The 17,931-nt window shown below is 70.4% G+C and carries 13 protein-coding genes; 10 read left to right on the top strand and 3 right to left on the bottom strand.

All coding sequences use genetic code 11. From position 1 onward, the window contains the following. The first annotated feature begins 286 nt into the window (after positions 1-286). From ACFU95_RS45570 to ACFU95_RS45605, 8 genes are all read left to right on the top strand, one after another. Complete coding sequence (locus ACFU95_RS45570) at positions 287-1,060, top strand: hypothetical protein (protein ID WP_383841909.1); 774 nt, start codon at positions 287-289, stop codon at positions 1,058-1,060. Positions 1,061-1,153: 93 nt separating this feature from the next. Next, a complete protein-coding gene (locus ACFU95_RS45575; RefSeq protein ID WP_383841912.1) occupies positions 1,154-1,999 on the top strand; it encodes a DegV family protein in 846 nt (281 codons plus the stop codon). A gap of 210 nt (positions 2,000-2,209) precedes the next feature. Next, positions 2,210-3,382 carry a helix-hairpin-helix domain-containing protein gene (locus tag ACFU95_RS45580; RefSeq protein WP_383841915.1) on the top strand — a complete coding sequence of 391 codons (1,173 nt, stop codon included), beginning with the start codon at positions 2,210-2,212 and terminating at the stop codon, positions 3,380-3,382. Continuing rightward, positions 3,379-6,180 carry a ComEC/Rec2 family competence protein gene (locus tag ACFU95_RS45585; RefSeq protein ID WP_383841918.1) on the top strand — a complete coding sequence of 934 codons (2,802 nt, stop codon included), beginning with the start codon at positions 3,379-3,381 and terminating at the stop codon, positions 6,178-6,180. Before ACFU95_RS45580 ends, ACFU95_RS45585 begins: the two co-directional genes overlap by 4 nt. A gap of 4 nt (positions 6,181-6,184) precedes the next feature. Continuing rightward, on the top strand, positions 6,185-7,024 hold the full coding sequence (locus ACFU95_RS45590; RefSeq protein WP_383841921.1) for an arylamine N-acetyltransferase: 840 nt from the start codon (positions 6,185-6,187) through the stop codon (positions 7,022-7,024). Between the two features lie 90 nt (positions 7,025-7,114). Further along, a complete protein-coding gene (locus tag ACFU95_RS45595) occupies positions 7,115-7,360 on the top strand; it encodes a hypothetical protein (RefSeq protein WP_383841924.1) in 246 nt (81 codons plus the stop codon). 524 nt (positions 7,361-7,884) lie between these two features. Continuing rightward, complete coding sequence (gene holA, locus ACFU95_RS45600) at positions 7,885-8,874, top strand: DNA polymerase III subunit delta (RefSeq protein ID WP_383841927.1); 990 nt, start codon at positions 7,885-7,887, stop codon at positions 8,872-8,874. 338 nt (positions 8,875-9,212) lie between these two features. Then, the gene (locus ACFU95_RS45605) at positions 9,213-9,611 is read left to right on the top strand and encodes a nuclear transport factor 2 family protein (protein WP_383841930.1); all 399 of its coding nucleotides are present in this window, start codon (positions 9,213-9,215) and stop codon (positions 9,609-9,611) included. A 199-nt stretch (positions 9,612-9,810) separates the two neighbouring features. Here the strand turns inward: ACFU95_RS45605 and rpsT are convergent, their stop codons facing one another. Then, a complete protein-coding gene (gene rpsT, locus ACFU95_RS45610) occupies positions 9,811-10,077 on the bottom strand; it encodes a 30S ribosomal protein S20 (protein WP_351927562.1) in 267 nt (88 codons plus the stop codon). Positions 10,078-10,315: 238 nt separating this feature from the next. Here rpsT and lepA point away from each other — a divergent pair, with 238 nt between their 5' ends. Next, positions 10,316-12,184 carry a translation elongation factor 4 gene (gene lepA, locus ACFU95_RS45615; protein ID WP_383841934.1) on the top strand — a complete coding sequence of 623 codons (1,869 nt, stop codon included), beginning with the start codon at positions 10,316-10,318 and terminating at the stop codon, positions 12,182-12,184. Between the two features lie 284 nt (positions 12,185-12,468). Beyond that, positions 12,469-14,337 (top strand): AMP-dependent synthetase/ligase, encoded by a 1,869-nt coding sequence (locus tag ACFU95_RS45620; RefSeq protein ID WP_383841937.1) that lies wholly within the window; start codon positions 12,469-12,471, stop codon positions 14,335-14,337. Positions 14,338-14,433: 96 nt separating this feature from the next. Here the strand turns inward: ACFU95_RS45620 and ACFU95_RS45625 are convergent, their stop codons facing one another. Continuing rightward, complete coding sequence (locus tag ACFU95_RS45625; protein WP_383841940.1) at positions 14,434-15,000, bottom strand: two-component system response regulator; 567 nt, start codon at positions 14,998-15,000, stop codon at positions 14,434-14,436. Between the two features lie 12 nt (positions 15,001-15,012). Continuing rightward, the coding region (locus tag ACFU95_RS45630) for a HAMP domain-containing protein (RefSeq protein WP_383841943.1) at positions 15,013-17,931 on the bottom strand (2,919 nt) is incomplete at its 5' end.

The raw sequence follows: 17,931 nt of genomic DNA on the forward strand, positions 1-17,931 counted from the left end.
GGGCTGCCGGGGGTGCGTGCGGCGGGTGGTGCAGGGCTGTGCTGGGAGCGCGGCTGCCGGTTCGGTATTGCTGTGAGTGTGGCTGCCGATTCGGTACTGCTGTGAGCGTGGCTGCTCGATTGGGTACTGCCGTGAGCGTGGCTGCACTGCCGGCTCGGCGTGATCTTCTCTCGGGGTGATCCCCTACGGGCAGGTTCGGGGTTCTGCTGGAACTCCGGGCCTGCCTGCTGCGTTTACCGTTGAAGAGTGACGCGGTGTGTGTCGCGACCGGCCTGAGGAGGAGCCCGTGGAAGCAGCGATCGCAGTCGTGGCCCTGCTCTTCGTGCTCTTCGTCGTGCTCGGCGCCTACGCCACGGTGAAGGTGGTCGGCGCCGCCAAACGCCGCGTCGACGACACCATCACGCATGCCCGGCGCACGGTCGAGGACCACACCCTGCGGGCCAAGTCCTTCGCCCAGCCGGGCGCGGCCGGCGAGCTGGCCCAGCTGAGGCTGAAGCTGCGCACCTCCATGCGGGCCACCCAGGACGCTCTGCACGCGGGCGCGACCGAGGACGAGTCCCTCAAGGAATCCCTCGGCCTCTTCCAGCGCCTCAGCGCGCACGGGCACGAACTGGACGCGGAGCTGAGGCGCCTGGAGTCCGAGCCGGACCGCGCGACGCTCGCCGAGCGGCTGCCCGACCTGCGAGAGCGCACCGAGCGCATCGTCCATGCCGCCGACTCGCTGCGCTGGGCGGCCCGCGACCGGGCCCGCCGCTTCGCCGACGACGACCTGGACACCCTCAGCGCGCAGATCGACGTGGAGACCGGCGCCCTGCGGCACTGGCAGACGGAGGAGCCCGCTTCGTCATCGGCCTCGGCGTCATCGGCCTCGTCCGCGACGCCCCCGCCCCCGTGGCCGGAGGCCCCCGCCACCCACGCCGAGCCGGCGGCCGGGCAGACCTGGCCGGACACCCCTCAGACGCAGCGGGCCGAGGAGCCCACGAGGCCCGCCATCACCCCGCCCGGCCCTCGCCCGACATACCCCTGGCAGAAGAAGGCCCGCCCCGAGAGCACCACTTGAGCCCGGGGGAGCACGAGTTGATCCGGTCAAGGCATTCCCAGGTGAGCGGGGTCGGGCTGCCGCCCGGGCGCTACGCCAGGTAACCTCCAGCTCATGTCCCGCCATGTCGCGATCGTCACCGATTCAACGGCCTACCTGCCGCCGCGGACGATGGAGCGCCACGGCATCACTTCAGTACCGCTGACCGTGGTCCTCGGCGGGCAGGCGCTGGACGAGGGCACCGAGATCTCGACCCGTTCCCTCGCCCAGGCGTTGCAGAAGCGACGCTCCGTCACCACCTCGCGCCCCAGCCCTCAGGTCTTCGCTGAGCACTACCGCAGGGTCGCCGAGTCCGGCGCCAGCGGCATCGTCTCGCTGCACCTGTCCGCCGAGCTCTCCGGCACCTACGACGCGGCCGTCCTCGCGGCGCGCGAGGCGCCGGTGCCGGTGCGGGTGGTGGACACCGGGATGGTCGCGATGGCGCTCGGGTTCAGCGCGCTCGCCGCAGCGGAGGCGGCGGAGACGGGCGGCACGGTGGACGAAGCCGTCACGGCCGCGGAGAAGCGGGCGGGGGCCACCGCCGCCTACTTCTACGTCGACACCCTCGACTATCTCCGCCGCGGCGGCCGCATCGGGGCCGCACAGGCCCTGCTGGGCTCGGCGCTAGCGGTGAAGCCGCTGCTCCAGCTGGAGGACGGGCGGATCGGCCCTCTGGAGAAGGTACGGACGGCCTCCAAGGCCATCGCCCGCCTGGAGGAGATCGCGGCCGACCGCGCGGGCAGTGCGCGGGTCGACATCGCGGTGCACCATCTCGCCGCCCCCGACCGGGCGTCGGCACTGGCGGACCGCCTGCGAGCGCGGGTGCCGGGGCTGGCCGACCTGCATGTGAGCGAGGTCGGGGCGGTGATCGGGGCGCATACGGGGCCTGGGTTGTTGGGGGTTGTGGTTTCGCCGCGGTGACGGGGCCTCAGGGGTGGTTCCCGGGGACGAGCTCTAGGTCAGGTCCGCAGGCGGGCCCTCAGAGATGGGCCCTCAGAGATGGGCCCTCAGGGATGGGCCCTCAGCGGGGAGCCACTCGTGTGGGTGGCGGAGTTATCCACAACTGAGCGGTAATCCCCGGGAATTGAGCAAGATCATCGCGAGGGCGTCGAGGTGTCCGATCCTCGTCGCATGGCACTTCGATCACGCACACGCACCGCGACGGTAAGCAGCGGCCCGGGCCGCGGCCCCCACTCCGATGGCCGCACCCGCCATCGATCACGCCTGTATGTCCGGGGGCGGGCACGGCAGCGCCACGCGTCGGCAGCGGAGCTGCGGCGCAGGGCTGAGGTGATTTTCGCCGAACGGGCCGTGGAGTGGCGGGAGTCGGGAGCGGGGCCGCCACCGGGCGAGGAGGGGCATGCCCCGGGGGCCGGGGTGAGGGAGACGCCTGCCAGCCCTGTAGGGGTTGGGGAGTCGGGGGAGGATCTGAGCGGCGGGCGGCGCGTGCGGCCGGATGTGCGCGTGGGCGACCGGTATGGCGACTGGTCCGAGGGCTTGGACGTGCCGGAGGCCGACATCGGTGCTGGTGCTGGTGCTGGTGCTGGTGTCGGGAGCGGGACCGGTGACGCGGATGCCGGGGTCTGGCGGTCGAGGGCCGGGTCGGCTTTGCGGGAGCGGATGCCGGTGTGGTTGCAGGCGAGGTGTGGACTGGAGCGGCGGAGCGTGGTCGCGCTCACTGTGGTACTCGTCCTCGCCGCCGGGTTCGCCGTGCAGCACTTCTGGGCCGGCCGGGCGCAGTCCGTGCGAGCGCCCGAGGTGGTGCGGGCGGCGGCCGCGTACGGCGGAGAGCAGCAGGGCGGGAAGACCGAGCCGGGGATGTCGACGGGCGGTGCCTCGGGTGCGTCGGGCACGGCCGCTCCCGAGATCGTGGTGGACGTCAGCGGCAAGGTGCGCGAGCCGGGCATCCACCGCCTGCCCGCAGGCTCGCGGGTCGCCGACGCTCTGCGCGCGGCCGGCGGAGTGCGTCCCGGTACGAAGACCGACAGCCTCAATCGGGCCCGGTTCCTGGTGGACGGCGAGCAGGTGATCGTCGGAGACCCGGCCGCCGTGCCCGGAGGCGCTCCCGGTACGGGAGCGGGCGCTGGCGCGATCGCGGGGGCGGCGCCCACCGCACCGGTCTCCCTCAACACGGCCACCGTGGACCAGCTCGACACACTCCCGGGCGTCGGCCCGGTGCTGGCCCAGCACATCATCGACTACCGCACCCAGCACAGCGGCTTCCGCTCGGTGGACGAACTGCGCGAGGTCAACGGCATCGGCGACCGCCGATTCGCCGATCTACGGAATCTCGTACGGCCATGAGGCGCGACGTTCGCGCACACGACCGCGCACCTGACCTCGCGCCCTCCCGCGCCGCCGTTCACGCCGCGTCCCGAAGTCGGCTGGGCGCGTCCCACCCCCGTCAGGAAGGACCGACGGACCTCCGACTCGTTCCGCCGGCGCTCGCCGCCTGGGCGACGGCGGCACTGATGCTGGACGCCCCACCGGGGTGGGCAGCCGGTGTGGCGGTGGTGGGCCTGGTCGCGGCGGGGGTGCTGCTGCTGGTGCGGCGGGGTGAGGTGGGCGATGGAGGGCTCGGTGGTGACGAGGCCGGCGACGGTCGGGTCGGTGGTGTGGAGGCTGATCACAGCGAGGCGGGCAGTGGCTCACCAGCCGGGCTCAGGCGTTCGGTCGGTCTCGTGCGCCCGGCCGGTTCCAAGCCTCCGGCCGGTTCCAAGCCTCCGGCCGGGCCGAAGCCTCCGACCGGGCAGGAGCGTCCGACCGGCCCCGAGCCGGATTACCCGCCGGAGCAGCGGACCAGGTCGCGAAGTCAGTGCTCCGCCGCCGTGCGCATCACCTGGCCGCGCATCTCGGTCGCAGCTGTACTGCTCTGCGTCGCCGCGGCCGCCGTGTCCGCAGGGCTGCACGGGGCCGATCTGCGGCGTGGGCCGGTGCCTGGGCTGGCGGGGGAGTACGCCACCGTGACCGCCGAGGTCGAGCTCACCTCTGATCCCCGGCTCACCCGGCCCAGGGTCAGCGGAGATCACATGGCGCCGACCTCCGTGCTGATCAACGCGGACGTACTACGCGTGGAAGAGGTGGACGGCACTGCGGTCGCGACCCGGGCGCCGGTGCTGATGGTCATCGACGGTGGGCGGGGGCCCTCCGACGGCCGGCCGGCTCCCTGGCTGAGCCTGCTGCCCTCTACGCGATTGCGGGTGACCGCGGGGCTCGCGCCCGCGATGGCGGACGGGGACCGGGTCGCGGCCGTGCTGCGGGTGCGGGACCCGGCGGTGCCGGAGATCGTGGGGGAGCCGTCGGCGGCCCAGCGGCTGGCGGGGCGGCTGCGGGCCGGGCTGCGGGAGGCGACCGACGGATTGCCGGCGGACGCGCGGGCGTTGTTGCCGGGGCTGGTCGTGGGCGACACCTCGCGGATCACCCCGGAGTTGGACGAGGCGTTCAAGGAGACCGACCTCGCGCACACGCTCGCCGTCTCCGGCAGCAACCTCACGATCATCCTCGCCCTGCTCATCGGCCCGCCCGGGATGGCCCAGCTGGCCGAGCGCCGTGGCCTCGCGTCCCGCCTCGGTATCTCCCTGCGGACGACCGCGCTGCTCGGCGGGGCGCTCACCCTGGGGTTCGTCGTCGTGTGCCGGCCGGACCCGAGCGTGCTGCGCGCAGCGGCCTGCGGGGCCGTCGTGCTGCTCGCCTTGGCGACCGGACGCCGCAGATCGCTGATCCCGGCGCTGGCGACGGCCGTACTGCTGCTGGTGCTGTACGACCCGTGGCTGGCCCGCAGCTACGGCTTTCTGCTCTCCGTCCTGGCCACGGGCGCCCTGCTCACCCTCGCGCCCCGGTGGAGCGCGGCGTTGCGACGGCGCCGGGTGCCGTCGAGGTTGGCCGAGGCCCTGGCGGCCGCGGCTGCCGCGCAGGCCCTGTGCGCGCCGGTCGTGGCGGTGCTGTCGGCCCGGGTGAGCCTGGTGGCGGTGCCGTGCAATCTGCTCGTGGAGTTCGCGATCGCACCGGCGACGGTGCTGGGCTTCGCGGCGTTGGCTACGGCACCGCTCGCGATGCCGTTGGCCAAGGCGATGGCCTGGGGCGCGAGTTGGCCGACCGGGTGGATCGCGGATGTCGCGCGGACGGGCGCCGCACTGCCCGGGGCGGGGGTGGACTGGCCCGGCAGCTGGACCGGGGCGGCGCTGCTCGCCCTCGTCACGGTGCTCGTTCTGATGGCCGGCCGGCGGATGCTGCGGCACCCCTGGTGGTGCGGGGTCTGCGGGGTGCTGCTCCTGCTCGTGGTGGTGCAGCCGCCGCCGCTGACCAGGGTGGTCACGGGCTGGCCCCTGCCCGGGTGGCGGTTCGCGATGTGCGATGTGGGGCAGGGCGACGCGATGGTGCTCGCGGCGGGCGAGGGGACGGGCGTGGTCGTGGACGCCGGCCCGGATCCGACGTTGGTCGACCGGTGTCTGCGCACACTCGGCATCACCAGGGTCCCGCTCGTCGTCCTGACCCACTTCCACGCCGACCATGTGGCGGGCCTGCCCGGCGTTCTGCGCGGGCGCGCGGTGGGCGCGATCGAGACGACGGGGCACGAAGCGCCCGTGGACCAGGTGGAGTTCGTGCGCAGGGAAGCGGCGGCCAGGAGCATTCCCGTGACCCGGGCCGCCGCCGGGGAGGAGCGGCGCACCGGGGCGCTGAGCTGGCAGGTCGTCTGGCCGCCGCCCCAACCGTCGCACTCCGCGATGGCTCCGGACGGTCCGAACGACGCGAGTGTCACGCTGCTCGTCCGGTCGGCAGGGCTGCGGCTCCTGCTGCTCGGGGATCTGGAACCCCCGGCCCAGCGGGCGCTGTTGAGATCCCCGGCGGGGGCTCTGCTGGGCGGTGTGGACGTCCTCAAGGTCGCCCATCATGGCTCGGCGTACCAGGATCCGGAGCTGATACGCCGGGCGGCACCGAGGTTGGCGCTGATCAGTTGCGGTGCGGACAACACTTACGGGCACCCGGCTCCCGGCACCGTCGCGGCGCTGCGGGCGCAGGGCGCGGTGGTGCTGCGGACTGACGAGGACGGGGCGCTGGCGGTCGCCGGTTCGGGCGCGGAGCTGCGGGTGGCGGGAGACTGAAAGCATGGATTCCGTTGAGGTTGATGCCTATCTCCGACTGCTGGGAGTCGAGCACCCGGCGTGGCCCACCGTGGATGTGCTGCGTGAGCTGCATCTGCGCCATCTGCAGACCGTGCCCTTCGAGAACCTGTCGATCCATCGTGGCGAGGAGATCGTCCTGGAGGAGAAGAGGCTGCTGGACAAGGTGGTGGGGGCGAGGCGGGGCGGGTTCTGCTACGAACTGAACGGTGTGTTCGGGGCGTTGCTCGGCGCGCTGGGCTTCGATGTGACGCTGCTGGCGGCGCGGGTCCACGCGAAGGAGGGGAAGCTCGGGATCCCCTACGACCACATGGCGCTGAAGGTGCGGACGGTGGACGGCGGCACATGGCTGGCGGACGTCGGCTTCGGGGCGCACAGTCACCATCCGCTGGCGTTCGAGGCGCGGGGCGAGCAGCAGGATCCGGCGGGCGTGTTCCGGATCGTCGAGGCCGGGCCGGACGAGGCCGGGGTGCGCGGCGGGCACGACGCGGCGGAGGCGGCGGACCTGGACGTCGTCATGGACGGCCGACCGGAGTACCGGCTGGACCGGCGGCCCCGGGTACTCGGCGACTTCGTGGCCGGGGCGTGGTGGCACAGCACCTCGCCGGCCTCGCACTTCACGCAGTCGTTGGTGTGTTCGCGGGTGACGGAGGAAGGGGGACGGATCACGCTCAGTGGCCGCACGTTCAAGACGACGGCGGCCGACGGGACACGTGAGGAGCGCGAGCTGGGCACGGACGAGGAGGCGCTGGCGGTGTACCGGGAGCTGTTCGGGATCGAGCTGGAGCGGGTGCCGACGGTGCGGAAGCCCGACCGGGACGGCTGATTCGGCGCTGATTCGGCAGGGGCTGTCGGGCGGGGGCGTGTATGCGGACCCGGCACGTGTGCGTCACTTGCGGTGCCTGAGAATTGCTCCGTGAGCGATGTGAGACATGTGCTGGTGCTGCCCGACCGTGACGCGGCGGAGGAGGTCGCCGGGGCGCTCGGGGAGCGGTTCGGAATCGATGAGGAGCCACGACTGGTGCGGGACGCGCTGGCCGGGGAGGACGATGCCGAGGACGCGCAGTGGTTGGTGCTGGTGCGGGACGAGGAAGGGCGGCTCGATCCGGGGGAGCTGGATGAGTTCGCGGGGGAGTGGGACGGCTGGCGGGAGGAGCCGTAGCCTGCCCGGCACCCGGCACCCGGCACCCGGCACCCGGCACCCCCGTACTTGCCCCGCACCCGGCCGCCAGCCCCGTAGGGCCCCTCGCCCGATGCCTCGCCCGGCACCCTGGCACCCGGACCCTGAGGCTCGGCATCCCGGTACTCGCCCAGTACCCGGCCACCCGCCCCGTGCGGCACCTCGCCTGGCGTCCCGCCCCGCGCGGCACCTCGCCTGGCGTCCCGCCCCGCGCGGCACCTGGCACCGGGCTCCCCCGCTTCCCGGTAGCCGCCCTGCCCGGCCCCTCGCCTGGCGCCCCGCCCCGCGCGGCACCTCGCCTGGCGCCCCGCCCTGCCCGGCAGCCCCGCTACCCGGTAGCCGCCCAGCGCGGCTCCTCGCCCAGTACCCCGCCGGGCACCGTGCCCATGCCCCAGCCCCCGCACCGGCCCCCCCGCCCCAGCACCGTGCCCCCGCCCCACCACTCCACCCCCGCCAAACCTTCCCGTCAGCACCGACTGTCAGTGGCCCGTGCCATGCTTGGCGCGATGGCCAGGAAGAGTGCGAACGACGATCCCCTCGCCCCCGTGACCCTTGCCGTGGGTCAGGAGGAGCTGCTGCTCGACCGTGCTGTGCGGGAGGTGGTGCTTGCCGCTCGGGCCGCTGATGCCGACACGGATGTGCGCGACCTGGCCCCGGAACAGTTGCAGCCCGGCACGTTGGCCGAGTTGACCAGTCCCTCGCTGTTCGCGGAGCGCAAGGTCGTGGTCGTGCGCAATGCGCAGGATCTGTCGGCCGACACGGTCAAGGACGTGACGGCGTATCTGGGGGCACCGGCCGAGGAGATCACCCTCGTGCTGGTGCATGCGGGTGGCGTCAAGGGCAAGAAGCTGCTCGACGTGGCGCGCAAGGCGGGGGCGCGGGAGGTGGCGTGCCCGAAGATGACCAAGCCGGCGGACCGGCTGGCGTTCGTGCGGAGCGAGTTCCGGGTGACCGGGCGGTCCGCGACGCCCGAGGCATGCCAGGCGCTGGTCGATTCCATCGGGAGCGATCTGCGGGAGCTGGCGTCCGCGGTGAGTCAGTTGGTCGCCGATGTCGAGGGGACCATCGACGAGGCGGTGGTCGGGCGGTACTACACCGGCCGTGCGGAGGCGTCGAGTTTCACCGTCGCCGACCGGGCGGTCGAGGGGCGTGCCGCGGAGGCGCTGGAGGCGCTGCGGTGGTCGCTGGCGACGGGCGTGGCGCCCGTCCTGATCACCAGTGCGCTCGCCCAGGGCGTCCGAGCCATCGGGAAGCTCTCCTCCGCGCGCGGCGGCCGCCCCGCCGACCTTGCGCGCGAGCTGGGCATGCCGCCCTGGAAGATCGACCGCGTGCGGCAGCAGATGCGCGGGTGGACCCCCGACGGGGTGGCGACGGCGCTGCGGGCGGTCGCCGAGGCCGACGCCGGGGTGAAGGGCGGCGGGGACGACCCCGAGTACGCGTTGGAGAAGGCGGTCGTGGCCATCGCGAGAGCGGCTCGGTCCAGGGGGCGGGGCTAGGCCCTGTCGTTTGGATCACCCCGGGGCAGCTGTCTGGCACCGCTCCCCCTGTCTTAAGGGCGAGGGGCCACGCCCCATCGCCCCTGTTCACCCCGGAGGCGGCTTCTGGATCACGCAGGCGTCGCCGAGGCCGTCCGCGCATCACGTCCGCCTGCCCTGAGTGTGCTGCACCGGCATCCCCGTCGCCCTTGCTGGCGTGGGACGCGGAGGAACCGTTTCCTGAAGCCGGCCTGATCCAGAAGACACCTCCTGGGGCGAGAGGGGAGAATCGGGTGTATCGGCCGTATGTGCCGTATCTGTCGTGTATCGACCGATTGGGAAAGGCGGCGACCACCACCATGGCTGAACACCCGCACGCTGCTCTCGTCCGCAAGGGCTATGAAGCCTTCCAGCGCGGAGACATGGAGACGCTGCGCTCGATGATGACCGGGGACTGTACGCACCATGTGCCCGGCTCCCACCCGCTCTCGGGGGACTTCAAGGGGATCGACTCGATCCTCGACGGGTACTACGGGCGGCTCTACTCGGAGACGGGCGGGTCGTTCCAGGTCGAGCTGCGCGACATCTTCGTCGACGGACGTGGGCACGCCATGTCCGTGCACCGCTTCACCGCCGACCGGGGCTCCAAGCACATCGACGAGAGCGGCGGCATCGTCTTCAGGATCGTCGGTGACAAGATGACCGACCTCGACGAGTGCGTCGCCGACATCGACAAGACCAACGACTTCTGGACGTGACACGGCTCTGAACGCGGACATGCCGAAGGCCCCGGCTCCCGCCCTGGGGAAGAGCGGATGCCGGGGCCTTCGGGGTGAGGCTTTGAAGCTGCTGAGCCCGTACCCGCGTGGCGAACGCAGGCCGCGTACAGGCTCGGGGGCCGGACGGGAGCGGATGAGAGAGGGCCCGCTCGATTCCCTCCGGCGGTCAAATCAAGTGTCAGCCCTTGAGGGAAGCGACCTTCGAAGCAAGCGCCGACTTCTTGTTGGCGGCCTGGTTCTTGTGGATGACGCCCTTGGAGACGGCCTTGTCGAGCTGACGCGCGGCAGCGCGCTGGTACTCGGTGGCCTTCTCGGTGTCACCCGCGGCAGCGGCCTCACGGGCCTTGCGGATCGCGGTCTTCAGGGAGGACTTGACGGCCTTGTTGCGCAGCCGAGCCTTCTCGTTGGTCTTGATCCGCTTGATCTGGGACTTGATGTTCGCCACGAATGAGCCTTTTCAGGTTCAGGCACGGGGCCAGGAGCCTCACAAGGAGACCGGGTCCCGTGCCAGGTGATTTCTTGAGGACGTGTCTCGTGCTGAGAGGGCATGAGACACAGCCACCCAGAGTACCAGTGGCCCAGCGGACGGCCCAAAACGGTCCCCGGTCGCCGCCCGTGGGACCATGGAACCTACGTATCGATCCGACCCGAGGCATAAGGCGCCTCAAGAGACAGGACCCTGCGTGCCCGCGACCCCTAACAATGTGCCCGAGCCGAGCCGTACCGACCCGGCTCTGATCCGCAACTTCTGCATCATCGCGCACATCGACCACGGCAAGTCCACGCTCGCCGACCGGATGCTCCAGCTGACCGGTGTGGTCGAGCAGCGGCAGATGCGTGCTCAGTACCTCGACCGGATGGACATCGAGCGCGAGCGCGGCATCACGATCAAGTCCCAGGCGGTGCGGCTGCCGTGGGCCCCCACCCACGAACCCGGCAACACGCACATCCTCAACATGATCGACACCCCGGGGCACGTCGACTTCACCTATGAGGTCTCGCGGTCGCTCGCCGCCTGCGAGGGGACCGTCCTCCTCGTCGACGCCGCCCAGGGCATCGAGGCCCAGACCCTCGCCAACCTCTACCTGGCGATGGAGAACGACCTCACGATCATCCCCGTACTGAACAAGATCGACCTGCCGGCCGCGCAGCCCGAGAAGTTCGCCGAGGAACTCGCCAACCTGGTCGGCTGCGACCCGAGCGACGTGCTGAGGGTCTCCGCCAAGACCGGTCTCGGCGTCGACGGTCTGCTCGACAAGGTGGTCAAGGAGGTCCCGGCGCCGGTCGGCGTCAAGGACGCCCCCGCCCGCGCGATGATCTTCGACTCGGTCTACGACTCCTACCGGGGCGTGGTCACGTACGTCCGTGTCATCGACGGCCAGCTCAACAAGCGCGAGCGCATCAGGATGATGTCGACGGGCGCCACGCACGAGCTGCTGGAGATCGGGACGAACTCGCCCGAGATGCTGAGTGCCGACGGCCTCGGCGTCGGTGAGGTGGGCTACCTCATCACCGGTGTGAAGGACGTCCGCCAGTCCAAGGTCGGTGACACCGTCACCAGCCAGCACAAGGGGGCCACGGAGGCGCTCGGGGGCTACAAGGACCCCAAGCCCATGGTCTTCTCCGGGCTCTATCCGCTGGACGGCTCGGACTACCCCGAGCTGCGCGAGGCCCTGGACAAGCTCCAGTTGAACGATGCCGCGCTGGTCTACGAGCCGGAGACCTCCGCCGCGCTGGGCTTCGGCTTCCGCGTCGGCTTCCTCGGCCTGCTGCACCTCGACGTGATCCGTGAGCGGCTGGAGCGCGAGTTCGGGCTCGATCTCATCGCCACCGCGCCCAACGTGGTCTACCGCGTGGTCATGGAGGACGGCACCGAGGTCACCGTCACCAACCCGAGCGAGTTCCCCGAGGGCAAGATCAACGAGGTGTACGAGCCGGTCGTGCGCGCCACGATCCTCGCGCCGACCGAGTTCATCGGCTCGATCATGGAGCTGTGCCAGACCCGGCGCGGCACCCTGCTCGGCATGGACTACCTGTCCGAGGACCGGGTCGAGATCCGCTACACGCTGCCGCTCGCCGAGATCGTCTTCGACTTCTTCGACCAGCTGAAGTCGAAGACGCGCGGTTACGCCTCGCTGGACTACGAACCTACGGGTGAGCAGACCTCCAGCCTGGTCAAGGTCGACATCCTGCTGCACGGCGACAAGGTGGACGCCTTCTCGGCGATCACCCACAAGGACGCGGCGTACGCGTACGGTGTGCGGCTCGTCGCCAAGCTGCGCGAGCTCATCCCGCGGCAGGCCTTCGAGGTGCCGATCCAGGCCGCCATCGGCTCGCGCGTCATCGCCCGCGAGACCATCCGTGCCATCCGCAAGGACGTCCTCGCCAAGTGCTACGGCGGCGACATCTCCCGTAAGCGCAAGCTGCTGGAGAAGCAGAAGGAAGGCAAGAAGCGGATGAAGATGGTGGGTTCCGTGGAGGTTCCGCAGGAGGCCTTCATCGCCGTACTGAGCAGTGATGACAGCGCGGGGTCGGGCAAGGGCAAGAAGTAACCGCTGGTAACAGGCGGTGAACCGGCAAACCGGTGCAACAGGGGCTCGTCGTGCGCAAGTGCGGCGGGCCTCTGCATGTACGGGCTCGTACAGGGGGTGACCATCTGGTGGAAGTGACAGGCCGCGGACCCTTACGCGGCGGCCGGTCGCCCTTTACTCTGATCCCTGCTCGATAGTTACTCGCGAGTTAAACAACGGCACGCGAGTGAAGACCGCCGTAATGAGCCGGCCGTACCAGCCGGCTGTTGAGCCAGCCGCACAGTCGCGGGCCCCCGGAGGATGTCGTGAGCGACACACAGACACTGATCGAGAACCGTCCGCCGAGCGTGGCGACCCTCTTCCTGGAGCGCGTGGCGGCCACACCGGACGCCGAGGCATATCGCCATCCGGTGGCCTCCGGTGAGGGTCCGGACGAGTGGAAGTCGCTGAGCTGGGCGCAGGCAGCCGAGCGGGTCTACGCGGTCGCCGCGGGACTCATCGAGCTGGGAGTCGAGCCCGAGCAGCGGGTGGCCCTCGCCGCCTCGACCCGGATCGAGTGGATCCTCGCCGACCTGGGCATCATGTGCGCCGGCGCGGCCACCACCACCGTGTATCCGCAGACCAACGCCGAGGAGTCGGCGTTCATCCTGGCCGACTCCGAGAGCCGGGTGCTGATCGCCGAGGACGCGGCGCAGCTGGCCAAGGCCAAGGAGAAGCGCGCCGAGCTGCCGAACCTCACGCATGTCGTCGTGATCGACCCGGCCGGCGTCGAGACCGCCGACTGGATCCTCACCCTCGACGAACTGGAGAAGCGCGGCGCGGCCCGGCTGGAGAAGGACCCCGGGCTGATCAAGCAGCGGGTCGGCGCGATCACCAAGGACCAGCTGGCCACCGTGATCTACACCTCCGGCACCACCGGCCGCCCCAAGGGCGTGCGGCTGCCGCACGACAACTGGGCGTACATGGCGAAGGCGATCGCCGCGACGGGCCTGGTCGGCCCGGACGACGTGCAGTACCTGTGGCTGCCGCTCGCGCACGTCTTCGGCAAGGTGCTGACCTCCGGCCAGATCGAGGTCGGGCACGTCACCGCCGTCGACGGTCGCGTCGACAAGATCATCGAGAATCTGCCGGTCGTGCAGCCGACCTACATGGCGGCCGTGCCGCGCATCTTCGAGAAGGTCTACAACGGGGTCGCCGCCAAGGCCCGCGCTGGCGGCGGCGCCAAGTACAAGATCTTCCAGTGGGCCGCCGAGGTCTCCCGCGAGTACGCCAAGGTCACCCAGGACAACTTCCGGCGCACCGGCACCCACTCCGCGCCCTTCGCCCTCGCCGCCAAGCACAAGGTCGCCGACACGCTCGTGTTCGCCAAGATCCGCGAGGCCTTCGGCGGCAATCTGCGGGCCTGTGTCTCCGGCTCGGCCGCCCTCTCCCCGGAGATCGGCTACTTCTTCGCCGGCGCAGGCATCCACATCCTGGAGGGCTACGGCCTCACGGAGTCCTCGGCCGCGTCCTTCGTGAACCCCGGCGAGGCGTACCGCACCGGCACGGTCGGCAAGCCGCTGCCCGGCACGGAGGTCCGTATCGCCGACGACGGGGAGATCCTGCTGCGCGGCCCCGGCATCATGGAGGGCTACCACGGGCTGCCGGACAAGACCGCCGAGGTGCTGGAGAGCGACGGCTGGTTCCACACCGGTGACATCGGTGAGCTGTCCCCCGACGGGTACCTGCGCATCACCGACCGCAAGAAGGACCTCATCAAGACGTCGGGCGGCAAGTACATCGCGCCCGCCGAGGTCGAGGGGCAGTTCAAGGCGGTGTGCCCGTACGTCTCCAACATCCTGGTGCACGGCGCCGACCGGAACTTCTGCACGGCGCTGATCGCGCTGGACGAGCCCTCGATCCTGGCGTGGGCCGAGGAGAACGGGCTCGCCGGGAAGTCGTACGCGGAGATCGTGGCCGCGCCGGCCACCGTCGAGATGGTCGACGGCTATGTGAAGCAGCTCAACGCAGGGCTGCAGAAGTGGCAGACGGTCAAGAAGTTCCGGTTGCTGCCGCGGGATCTCGATGTGGAGCACGGGGAGATCACGCCGAGCCTGAAGCTGAAGCGGCCGGTGGTGGAGCGGGAGTACAAGGGGCTGATCGAGGAGATGTACGCCGGTACGCGGGAGGCGTAGCGCCTTGAGGGAGGGGTTGGCGGGGGACCGTCGGCGGCTGCGGGGGTAGTACGTGGTCGCTCGCGCGGTTCCGCCCGCCCCTTGAAGCAGGCCGGCTCACCCTTTGCCGATAAGTCGACGTATCTCGTGGACCCTGACGCGTAGGTCGTTCATGTCCGGAGGCGCGTCGGCGGAGAGCCGTTCCTCCAGGGATGCCACCTGTGCGCTCAGCTCCTTGCTGTGGTCGTGCTCTCGGCTCAGCAGGCGTTCCAGTTGCCTGTTCTTGCGGTACAGATCCAGGAAGACTGTCACCTTCGCCCGTAACACCCAGGGATCGAACGGCTTGGTCAGGTAGTCCGCGGCGCCGGTCGAATAGCCGCGGAACGCGTAGGCAGGGTCGTCCTCCGCGCCGGTCAGGAAGATGATCGGGACGTCCTTGGTCTGGTCGAGTCGTTTGATGTTCGTGGCGGTCTCGAAACCGTCCATGCCCGGCATGCGGACATCGAGCAGGACCAGGGCGAAGCGTTGCCGGAGCAGCGCCTTCATCGCCTCCTCGCCCGAACGCGCGCGGACGAGCGGTTCGTTGAGGGACCCCAGTACGGCCTCCAGCGCGATCAGGTTGTCCTCCATGTCGTCGACCAGGAGGATGCCGGCACGCTCGTCGGTCGATGCCTCAGCGCTCATGATGAAGTGGCCTCATTCGGTGATGGTCGGCGGGACCTCTTCCTCCTCGGAAGTGCTCTGTCCCGGTCCTGCGGTGTTCTCCGGCTTGGCGCCCTCGGGGTCCAGGAGGTCGCAGACGACGGTCAGCAGCTGATCCACGTCCACCGGTTTCGGTACGTAGTCGTTGGCGCCCCGCGCGATGGACTTCTCCCGGTCTCCGGGCATGGCCTTCGCGGTCAGCGCGACGATGGGCAGGTCCGCCCAGCGCGGGGTGCGGCGGATGGCGGAGATCGTTTCGTATCCGTCCATCTCCGGCATCATGATGTCCATCAGGACGAGTTCGACGTCCGGGTTGCGCTCCAGTGTCTCGATGCCCTCGCGGCCGTTCTCCGCGTACAGGACCGGCATGCCGACCCGGCCGAGGACATGGGTGAGCGCGAAGACGTTGCGGATGTCGTCGTCCACTATCAGCACCCGTCGGCCGGGCAGGACCTGGCCCGCCCGGCCCGTCTGCCACGCCTCCAGCTTGGTCGGCGTCGGCCATGACTCGTCCGCGTCGTGCGCGGTCGGGTACGTCTCGGCCGACAACTGCTCGGGTGCCGGCAGCGGGCGGTCGTCGGTCGTCGGGCCGGTGGCGGGGTGGCCGGGGCTGACGACGGGGACGTACAGCGTGAAGGTGGAGCCCTGGCCGGGCTCGCTCTCGGCGACGATACGGCCGCCCAGCAGGCCCGCGATCTCCCGGCTGATGGACAGGCCGAGGCCGGTGCCGCCGTACTTGCGGTTGGTCGTGCCGTCGGCCTGCTGGAACGCCTCGAAGATCACCGGCAGTTTCTCCGCCGCAATGCCGATCCCGGTGTCCGACACCGAGAACGCGATCACCTCGTCGCTCTCGCGCACTCCCCCACTCTCGACTTCGCTCGAGCGGGGGGACCCCCATCGGTGCTCCGGGTCCTTCACCCGGCTCACCCGCAGCTCGACCCTGCCGGTCGCGGTGAACTTGATCGCGTTGGAGAGAAGGTTGCGCAGGATCTGCTGGAGGCGCTGCTCGTCCGAGTACATCTCGCGCGGTACGTTCTCGCCGACCGACACCTCGAAGGCGAGCCCCCGGTCCAGGGTGAGCGGGCGGAACGTGGCGTGGACGTAGTCCAGCAGCTTGATGAGCGGCAGCTTCTTCGGGCGTACGTCCATCCGGCCGGCCTCGATCTTCGACAGGTCCAGGATGTCGTTGATCAGCTGGAGCAGGTCCGAGCCCGACCTGTGGATCGTCGTCGCGAACTGGACCTCCTGGTCGGTGAGATGGCCGTCCGGGTTGTCCGACAGCAGCCTCGCCAGGATCAGCAGCGAGTTCAGAGGCGTCCGCAGCTCGTGCGACATGTTCGCCAGGAACTCCGACTTGTACTGGGACGACGTCGCCAGCAGGGCCGCCTTCTCCTCCAGCTCCGCGTTGGAGCGCTGGAGCTCCGCCTGCTGCATCTGGAGTTCGTCCGAGCGTTCCTGGAGCTGCATGGCGAGGCGCTGGGACTCGCCGAGCAGGGACTCCGTGCGGGAGTTGGCGATGATCGTGTTGATGGCGACGGCGATGGTGTTCACGAACTGGTCGAAGAACGCCAGGTGCACGTCGGAGAAGCGGGAGAAGGACGCCAGCTCGATCACGCCGAGGAGCTTGTCCTCGAAGAGGATCGGGATGATGACGACGCTGGTCGGGGCCGCCTCGCCGAGCCCGCTGTTGATCTTGATGTAGTCCGGCGGGGCCTCCTCGACGAGAATCCGCTTCTTCTCGCGGGCCGCCTGCTGGACCAGTCCGTGCACCGGGAGACCGCCGGTCTCGACGGTCGCGCCCTGAGCCGAGCCGTATCCGGCGATGAACGCGAGTCCCTTCGCCGGCACGGTCGTGCGGAGCGAGGCGCTCTCCTCGTCCGGGTCGGCCAGGAAGAACGCCCCGTACTGGGCGTTGACCAGTGGCGTCAGCTCGCGCAGCAGCAGGTCGGCGACCTCCATCAGGTCGCGGTGGCCCTGCATCAGGGCGGCGAGGCGGGCCAGGTTCGATTCCAGCCAGTCCTTGGCGCGGGTCGTCTCGCGCAGGTTGGACACCATCAGGTTGATGTTGTCCTTCAGCTCGGCGACCTCGCCACGCGTCTCCACGGTGATCGAGCGGGACATGTCGCCCTGGGCCACGGCGGAGGCGACCTCGGCGATCGCGCGGACCTGGGTGGTCAGGTTCGACGCGAGTTCGTTCACGTTCGTCGTCAGGCGCTTCCAGGTGCCGTACACGCCCTCCACCCGCGCCTGGCCGCCGAGCTGGCCCTCGGAACCCACCTCGCGGGCCACGCGGGTGACCTCGGAGGAGAAGGAGGAGAGGGTGTCGACCATCGTGTTGATGGCGGTCTTCAGCTCCAGGATCTCGCCGCGCGCGTCCACGTCGATCTTCTTGGAGAGGTCGCCGTTGGCGACGGCCGTGGTGACCTGGGCGATGTTCCGCACCTGTGAGGTGAGGTTGTCGGCCATGTAGTTGACGTTGTCCGTGAGGTCCCGCCAGACGCCGGAGACACCCAGCACCTGCGCGCGGCCGCCGAGCCGGCCGTCCGTGCCGACCTCGCGGGCCACCCGGGTGACCTCGTCGGCGAAGGCGCGCAGCTGCTGCACCATCGTGTTGACGGTGTCCTTCAGTTCGAGGATCTCGCCGCGGGCGTCGACGGTGATCTTCTTCGACAGGTCGCCGTTGGCCACGGCGGTGGTGACCTGGGCGATGTTGCGGACCTGGGAGGTCAGGTTCAGCGCCATGAAGTTGACGTTGTCGGTGAGGTCCTTCCAGACGCCGGAGACGCCTCGGACCTGGGCCTGACCGCCGAGGTTGCCTTCGGTGCCGACCTCGCGGGCGACCCTGGTCACCTCGTCGGCGAAGGCGGAGAGCTGGTCCACCATCGTGTTGATGGTCGACTTGAGTTCGAGGAT

Origin of the sequence: Streptomyces sp. NPDC057623 (genome assembly GCF_042800355.1) — a bacterium.
Lineage (GTDB): Bacteria > Actinomycetota > Actinomycetes > Streptomycetales > Streptomycetaceae > Streptomyces.

Bases quoted from the DNA above. Each gene is read 5' to 3' on its own strand.
- ACFU95_RS45575 (WP_383841912.1), top strand. From the start codon at position 1,154: ATGTCCCGCCATGTCGCGATCGTCACCGATTCAACGGCCTACCTGCCG.
- ACFU95_RS45580 (WP_383841915.1), top strand. From the start codon at position 2,210: ATGGCACTTCGATCACGCACACGCACCGCGACGGTAAGCAGCGGCCCG.
- ACFU95_RS45585 (WP_383841918.1), top strand. From the start codon at position 3,379: ATGAGGCGCGACGTTCGCGCACACGACCGCGCACCTGACCTCGCGCCC.
- ACFU95_RS45590 (WP_383841921.1), top strand. From the start codon at position 6,185: ATGGATTCCGTTGAGGTTGATGCCTATCTCCGACTGCTGGGAGTCGAG.
- holA (WP_383841927.1), top strand. From the start codon at position 7,885: ATGGCCAGGAAGAGTGCGAACGACGATCCCCTCGCCCCCGTGACCCTT.
- ACFU95_RS45605 (WP_383841930.1), top strand. From the start codon at position 9,213: ATGGCTGAACACCCGCACGCTGCTCTCGTCCGCAAGGGCTATGAAGCC.
- ACFU95_RS45625 (WP_383841940.1), bottom strand. From the start codon at position 15,000: ATGAGCGCTGAGGCATCGACCGACGAGCGTGCCGGCATCCTCCTGGTC.